The following is a 5,841-nucleotide window of genomic DNA, read 5'->3' on the forward strand; positions in this document are numbered from 1 at the left end:
TCACATGGTCTAAACCCTCCGACTTTCCTATATTTTATAACATGGATGATTCCACACACTTCAAAGGAATAGGTGAGGTCTAGATGTTTGTTGTAACTTATTATGATCATAGAAATGTTTTATTAACTCAGTTACTCAAAAATCTCCCTGCAGAAGGGGAAAATGTTAAGATCAAGGGGCGAAAAGGAAAGATTACGGCCGTATCACCCATCGATGAAAAGTATGTTCACGTATATGTTGCTCTTGAAGCAGTTAATAAAAATAAACTTGCAGTAGTAGATAACTCCAAAAAGAAAAAGCGATAAAAAAAGCATGAGGAAATTCCTCATGCTTTACTTATTGTCGTTATTTTTCCCTTCCACTCCAGCACCTAATTCCTCAAAGCTTTTTACTTTCCCGTGAGGATGCTGCTCTTCTTTTCTCTGTCTCCACTGACGTTCTTGTTGACTCTTTGATTTGGTCATTTCAGATGCTCCTTTACTCAGGATAACTACCTTTATATCATTTCAGGAACACCTACAACTTATGTAATCATCTTGTATTTTACAAACAAACCCAGCCGGAACGTGGTAAAATAGCAAACCTCAACAAGTTGGATATCCAAAAGTGGCTATTGCAAAGAAATTCGAATTATGGGAGGATGAAACTACATATATTAAGTTGCTAAGATGAATTTAGGAGTGAATAACGTGGACCAGTTACATATTATCGTTTCTGGTAAAGTGCAAGGAGTTGGCTTTCGATACTATACGCAAATGAGAGCAGCACAATATGGAGTCACCGGTTGGGTAAAAAATATGGATGATGGCAGCGTAGAAATAATTGCTGTTGGTCAGCCTGAGGACCTCCAGCTTTTTATAGAGTCCATACGAGAAGGAAATCCTTTCTCTAAGGTCAACAACATGGAAATACATACAAGGGAGAAAACCGATCCATATCCTTCCTTTAAAATTAAATATTAGTATCAGTAAAGAGACCTTATTCGAAGGTCTTTTTGTTTTTTCAATAAATAACCAGTTGTTCTTTACCTTTTTTTGGACATATTAGATTTGTACAATTATGAACAGTCTTTGGAGGAAAAGAGTGTATGAGTTATTTAGATACTGCAGCTAGAGTTAGCATCACCTTTATTGCCTTGTATGTCTTATGCCGAATTCTTGGAAAAAAATTGATTTCTCATTTAACACTCTTTGACTTCATATCAGGTATTACCATTGGTTCCATGGGAGGTTCGTTTATTTTTGCCGATAAAATCCCCATTCATATCGGCCTTTTTGGAATGGCGATCTTTACCACTCTGGCTCTTTTCTCTGATATTCTCTCCATTAAGTCTCACCATGCTCGCAAACTTCTTAACAGTGAGCCTCTGCTTATCATAAAAGATGGAAGAATTTTAGAAGATAGAATGTCCAAAGCAAGGCTTACGATGGACGATTTGTTATTATTATTAAGGAAAAAGGATATCTACTATTTAGATGAAGTGGAGTATGCTTTTTTAGAAACCGATGGATCACTATCAGCACAGAAAAAAGTCGCTAATCAATCCACTAAAAATCAAGATTTGAAGATTTCCACTCCTTTTCGTGGTATACCAAGAACCTTTATTATTGATGGTAAGCTCGTGATGGATCACTTAAAGGGTACTGGAAAGGATGAGAATTGGGTGAGTAACATGTTACAAGCAAACGGAATCCAAAGCCCTTCTGACATCGCTGTGGCTCAAATTGATGAACTAGGCACCGTGTTTTTAGATAAAAAAACAAAAGACACCTTCTAAGGCGCCTCCCATTATATCTGTGACTCGTATACATCCTGACTTGATTCTACCACATACTCTGGCTTTGGTTTTCCAGCATTAGCTTTATGCCCAGCAATATGATCGGGGTGCTTCTCCCAATTTTTCCAATCGGACTCAGATTCCCAGCGAATCATAACGATGACTTCTTCATTACCACGACGACTTTTCTTCAATAGCACTTGCTTATCAATAAAACCTGGCTGCTCTGAAATCAATCCGCCTTGTCCAGAAAAGCGCTCGATTACCTTTGAAGAGTGTCCTTCTTCAACAACGATTTTTTTCATTTGATAAAACATTGAGATGGCCTCCTTTTTGTAAAAAGCCGGAACGAAGTCCGGCTATCATCATTTATTTAAGTGCTGCTTTTACTTCTTCTACCATAGATTGCGTTGATTGAACACCATTTCCAGCGATGTACCAGTTAACTGCATCTAGGTAAATAATCTTTCCATCCTTATATGCGTTTGTTTTCTTCACTAACTCATTTTCAATCGTTTCTTTTGCACCCACTTCTCCACCAACGGCAGCAGAGCGATCGATAACAAAAATAACATCTGGATTTTTCTCTAGAATGTATTCAAAGGTAATACTTTGACCGTGTTGAGATACTTCTAAGTTTTCGTCCACTGCTTTGAATCCAAATGCATCATGAACAAAACCATAACGTGAACCTGGGCCGTATGCACTTACTTTTCCTTCATTTGCTAATAAAATCAGAGCTTTACTTTCAGAAGCTGAAGCTTCCTTGTTAAGCTCATCGATGCTTGCTTTTAACTCTTCCATTTTCGAAGCAAGTACATCTTCCTTTTCAAAAATTTCAGCTAAAAGCTCAAAGTTCTTTTCAAGAGAAGGCATGTAGTTTGCATAGTCAACATCGATAAATACGGTTGGTGCGATCTCTGCAAATTGATCATATAGTTCTGCTTGTCTTCCTGAAATAAAGATTACATCTGGTTCTAAGTGATGAATGGCTTCAAAATCAGGCTCTTTTAAGCCACCTACATTGGTATATTCAGAACCAGCATATTTTTCTAAGCTTTTTGGAACAACTGCTTGTGGAACTCCAGCCACTTCTACACCAAATGCATCTAATGTATCAAGAACACCAAAATCAAATACAACGACCTTCTGAGGGTTCTTCTCTACAGTAACTTCACCATATTCGTGTGTAATCGTTACTTCTTTTGACTCTTCTTCTGTTTTTTCTCCTTCGGTGCTAGCAGTCGTGCTCGCTTCCTCTTTGCCACCACACGCAGCTAATAAGAAAAGCATTGTGAAAATAAGAGAAAATAAACCTAACTTCTTCATCTTTCTATCCCCTTTTTTTATGAATTAAAGTACACGCAGATTCTGCAATTGTTCATTTCTTGAATCGGAATATCCATATCATAAATTTCCTTCAAAGCTTTTGATTGAATAATCTCATTCGTTGGTCCATCTTTTACAACCTTACCATCCTTTAGAGCAACGATACGGTCCGAGTAGACAGAAGCAAAATTAATATCATGAAGAACGATAACCACCGTTTTTCCAAGCTCATCCACCAGACGGCGTAAAATTTTCATAATCTGTACAGAATGCTTCATATCCAGATTATTTAATGGCTCATCCAGTAAAATATACTCGGTGTCTTGAGCAATAACCATCGCGATAAAAGCTCGCTGCTTTTGCCCCCCTGACAACTCATCTAAGTATCTGTCCTCCATGTCCTTCAACGCCATGTATTCAATCGCTTGATCAACCATTTTCTCGTCTTCAGCCGTTAAGCGACCTTTTGAATAAGGGAAGCGACCGAATGAAACCAACTCACGAATCGTTAAACGAACATTCATATAATTCGATTGCTTTAAGATCGATACAATTTTTGAAAAGTCATTGGACTTCATCTTTTTTATATTCGATTGATCAATGAGCACCTCACCTGTATCTGCATCCAAAAGACGACTGACCATCGATAACAGAGTTGACTTTCCTGCTCCGTTCGGGCCGATAAAAGAAGTAATCTTTCCTCTTTGAATGGAGACAGTTACATCTTCTACGACTTTCTTTTTTCCATAAAACTTCGAAAGTGCTTGAACTTGGATCAAGATGATCGACTCTCCTTTAGCAGTAAATAAATGAAGTACACGCCACCAATGAAGTTAATAATAACGCTAAGTGTCGTTGAAAAAGTAAAGACTCTTTCTACCACCCATTGGCCACCAACGAGAGCAATGATACTAATTAAACCAGCTCCGCTGATCAGAATCTTGTGTTTATATGTTCCAAACAACTGATAAGACAGGTTAGCGACAATCAATCCAAAAAACGTAATTGGTCCTACAAGTGCTGTTGAGACGGAAATAAACACCGCAACAAGTATGAGCATTTTCTTTACTATTGAATCGTAATTAACACCTAGATTTACGGCGTTATCCCTTCCTAGTGACAGCACATCTAAATAGGTTGTATATCGCCAAGCATAAAGCATTAACAATCCTATGATCCCAATCGCAATCCATAAAATATCAGTATTGATATTATTAAAGCTGGCAAACATTCGATCTTGTACAATTTGGAATTCATTCGGATCAATCAATACCTGTAAGAATGTCGAGATGCTTGAGAAAAATGTCCCTACGATAATTCCAATCAACAATAAGAAGTAGATTGGTTGATTTCCTTTCTTAAAAAGAAATCGATAGAGTAATAGCGCGAAAACAATCATCGCGACGACTGAAATGCCGAAATTCACTTGCTTGTTCGTAACCGTAAAATGGGTGGAACCCAAGAAGAAAATAATCACGGTTTGGATGAGCATGTAAAGGGAGTCTAGACCCATAATACTCGGAGTTAGGATTCGGTTGTGGGTAATCGTTTGAAATACCACAGTGGAATAAGCGATAGCTACCCCTGTTAAAATCATGGCAACTACCTTGAATCCTCTTCTTGGAAGAGCATAATCATAGCTTCCATTCAAATCATGAAATAAATATAGAGCACAAACGGCTATTGCAGCCACAGTCAGTAATATATTCTTGGTTGAGTTACGCATACGCCTTCCTCCGGAACAACAAGAATAGGAAGATTCCACTACCGATCACGCCGACCATTAAAGAGATAGATATCTCATATGGATAAATAATGACTCGGCCAAGAATATCGGTTACTAAAAGAAAGTTTGCTCCTAGCAACGCCGTATGTGGCAAGGTCTTTTGTAGATGGTCCCCTTTAAAAATAGAAATAATATTCGGAATAATTAAGCCTAAAAAAGGAATAACCCCAACTGTAAGAACCACCGTCACCGTAATGAGAGCAACTAATACCAACCCTATATTCACGACTCGCTTATAGGCAAGACCGAGGTTTTTGGAAAAATCCTCACCCATCCCAGCAACTGTGAACCGATTAGCATACAAGTAAGCTACTAATAATACCGGTATACTTATGTACAAGAGTTCGTAGCGGCCTTTCATAATCATTGAAAAATCTCCCTGAAGCCAAGCTGACATGTTCTGAATAACATCCGCACGATACGCAAAGAACGTAGCGACCGATGATAAAATATTTCCGAACATGAGTCCGACCAGTGGGATAAATATAGCATCCTTGAACTTGATTCTGTCCAGGATTTGCATAAAAAGAAAAGTTCCTGCTAGAGCGAAGGCAAATGCGATTCCCATCTTTTGAAGCATCGTTGCATTCGCAAAAAATAACATCGATACGAGAATTCCTAGCCTTGTGGCATCTAAGGTTCCAGCGGTTGTCGGAGAAACAAATTTGTTTCTGCTTAATTGCTGCATAATCAAACCAGCAATACTCATCCCTGCTCCTGCTAGCAAAATAGCAATTAACCTTGGAACACGACTAATTAAAAAGATCTCAGTTTCTTCTGATTGAAAGTCAAGTAACATCTTTGGAGAAATGCTGCTTACCCCTACAAAAAGAGATAGAACTGAAAGAATAAGTAACGTGAGTAGTAAATATCGTTTCTTCATCGGCTCTCCTCTTTATCAAATATCTAATAATGAGAATCATTATCACAAGCTCTATCATATATTTAT

The 5,841-nt window shown here is 38.0% G+C and carries 9 protein-coding genes; 3 read left to right on the forward strand and 6 right to left on the reverse strand.

From position 1 onward, the window contains the following. The first annotated feature begins 83 nt into the window (after window positions 1-83). Window positions 84-305, forward strand: a complete 222-nt coding sequence (locus tag ACGLXV_RS00795; protein ID WP_119706709.1) for a hypothetical protein — start codon at window positions 84-86, stop codon at window positions 303-305. A gap of 27 nt (window positions 306-332) precedes the next feature. Here ACGLXV_RS00795 and ACGLXV_RS00800 read toward each other — a convergent pair whose 3' ends face one another. Then, window positions 333-464 carry a DUF6254 family protein gene (locus ACGLXV_RS00800; protein ID WP_240390664.1) on the reverse strand — a complete coding sequence of 44 codons (132 nt, stop codon included), beginning with the start codon at window positions 462-464 and terminating at the stop codon, window positions 333-335. A gap of 225 nt (window positions 465-689) precedes the next feature. Here ACGLXV_RS00800 and ACGLXV_RS00805 point away from each other — a divergent pair, with 225 nt between their 5' ends. Then, the gene (locus ACGLXV_RS00805; RefSeq protein WP_205536679.1) at window positions 690-962 is read left to right on the forward strand and encodes an acylphosphatase; all 273 of its coding nucleotides are present in this window, start codon (window positions 690-692) and stop codon (window positions 960-962) included. A 125-nt stretch (window positions 963-1,087) separates the two neighbouring features. After that, a complete protein-coding gene (locus tag ACGLXV_RS00810) occupies window positions 1,088-1,777 on the forward strand; it encodes a DUF421 domain-containing protein (RefSeq protein WP_391557093.1) in 690 nt (229 codons plus the stop codon). A gap of 11 nt (window positions 1,778-1,788) precedes the next feature. On the opposite strand, the gene ACGLXV_RS00815 is transcribed toward ACGLXV_RS00810, so the two are convergent. Genes ACGLXV_RS00815 through ACGLXV_RS00835 form a run of 5 tightly spaced genes read right to left on the reverse strand, consistent with a single transcriptional unit; the run spans window position 1,789 to window position 5,775 of the window. Beyond that, complete coding sequence (locus ACGLXV_RS00815; protein WP_391557094.1) at window positions 1,789-2,094, reverse strand: antibiotic biosynthesis monooxygenase family protein; 306 nt, start codon at window positions 2,092-2,094, stop codon at window positions 1,789-1,791. 52 nt (window positions 2,095-2,146) lie between these two features. Continuing rightward, complete coding sequence (locus tag ACGLXV_RS00820) at window positions 2,147-3,106, reverse strand: siderophore ABC transporter substrate-binding protein (RefSeq protein WP_391557095.1); 960 nt, start codon at window positions 3,104-3,106, stop codon at window positions 2,147-2,149. 17 nt (window positions 3,107-3,123) lie between these two features. Then, the gene (locus ACGLXV_RS00825) at window positions 3,124-3,885 is read right to left on the reverse strand and encodes an iron ABC transporter ATP-binding protein (protein ID WP_119706704.1); all 762 of its coding nucleotides are present in this window, start codon (window positions 3,883-3,885) and stop codon (window positions 3,124-3,126) included. Further along, complete coding sequence (locus tag ACGLXV_RS00830; RefSeq protein WP_391557096.1) at window positions 3,882-4,832, reverse strand: iron chelate uptake ABC transporter family permease subunit; 951 nt, start codon at window positions 4,830-4,832, stop codon at window positions 3,882-3,884. The genes ACGLXV_RS00825 and ACGLXV_RS00830 overlap by 4 nt, the downstream gene beginning before the upstream one ends. Continuing rightward, the gene (locus ACGLXV_RS00835) at window positions 4,825-5,775 is read right to left on the reverse strand and encodes an ABC transporter permease (RefSeq protein WP_119706702.1); all 951 of its coding nucleotides are present in this window, start codon (window positions 5,773-5,775) and stop codon (window positions 4,825-4,827) included. The genes ACGLXV_RS00830 and ACGLXV_RS00835 overlap by 8 nt, the downstream gene beginning before the upstream one ends. Window positions 5,776-5,841 lie beyond the last annotated feature (66 nt).

This window comes from Robertmurraya sp. (genome assembly GCF_036676585.1).
Taxonomy (GTDB): domain Bacteria; phylum Bacillota; class Bacilli; order Bacillales; family Cytobacillaceae; genus Robertmurraya_A.

Excerpts from the sequence above, each read along its gene's own strand:
- ACGLXV_RS00815 (WP_391557094.1), bottom strand. The coding sequence starts at position 2,094 with ATGTTTTATCAAATGAAAAAAATCGTTGTTGAAGAAGGACACTCTTCA.
- ACGLXV_RS00810 (WP_391557093.1), top strand. The coding sequence starts at position 1,088 with ATGAGTTATTTAGATACTGCAGCTAGAGTTAGCATCACCTTTATTGCC.
- ACGLXV_RS00795 (WP_119706709.1), top strand. The coding sequence starts at position 84 with ATGTTTGTTGTAACTTATTATGATCATAGAAATGTTTTATTAACTCAG.
- ACGLXV_RS00830 (WP_391557096.1), bottom strand. The coding sequence starts at position 4,832 with ATGCGTAACTCAACCAAGAATATATTACTGACTGTGGCTGCAATAGCC.
- ACGLXV_RS00800 (WP_240390664.1), bottom strand. The coding sequence starts at position 464 with ATGACCAAATCAAAGAGTCAACAAGAACGTCAGTGGAGACAGAGAAAA.
- ACGLXV_RS00835 (WP_119706702.1), bottom strand. The coding sequence starts at position 5,775 with ATGAAGAAACGATATTTACTACTCACGTTACTTATTCTTTCAGTTCTA.
- ACGLXV_RS00820 (WP_391557095.1), bottom strand. The coding sequence starts at position 3,106 with ATGAAGAAGTTAGGTTTATTTTCTCTTATTTTCACAATGCTTTTCTTA.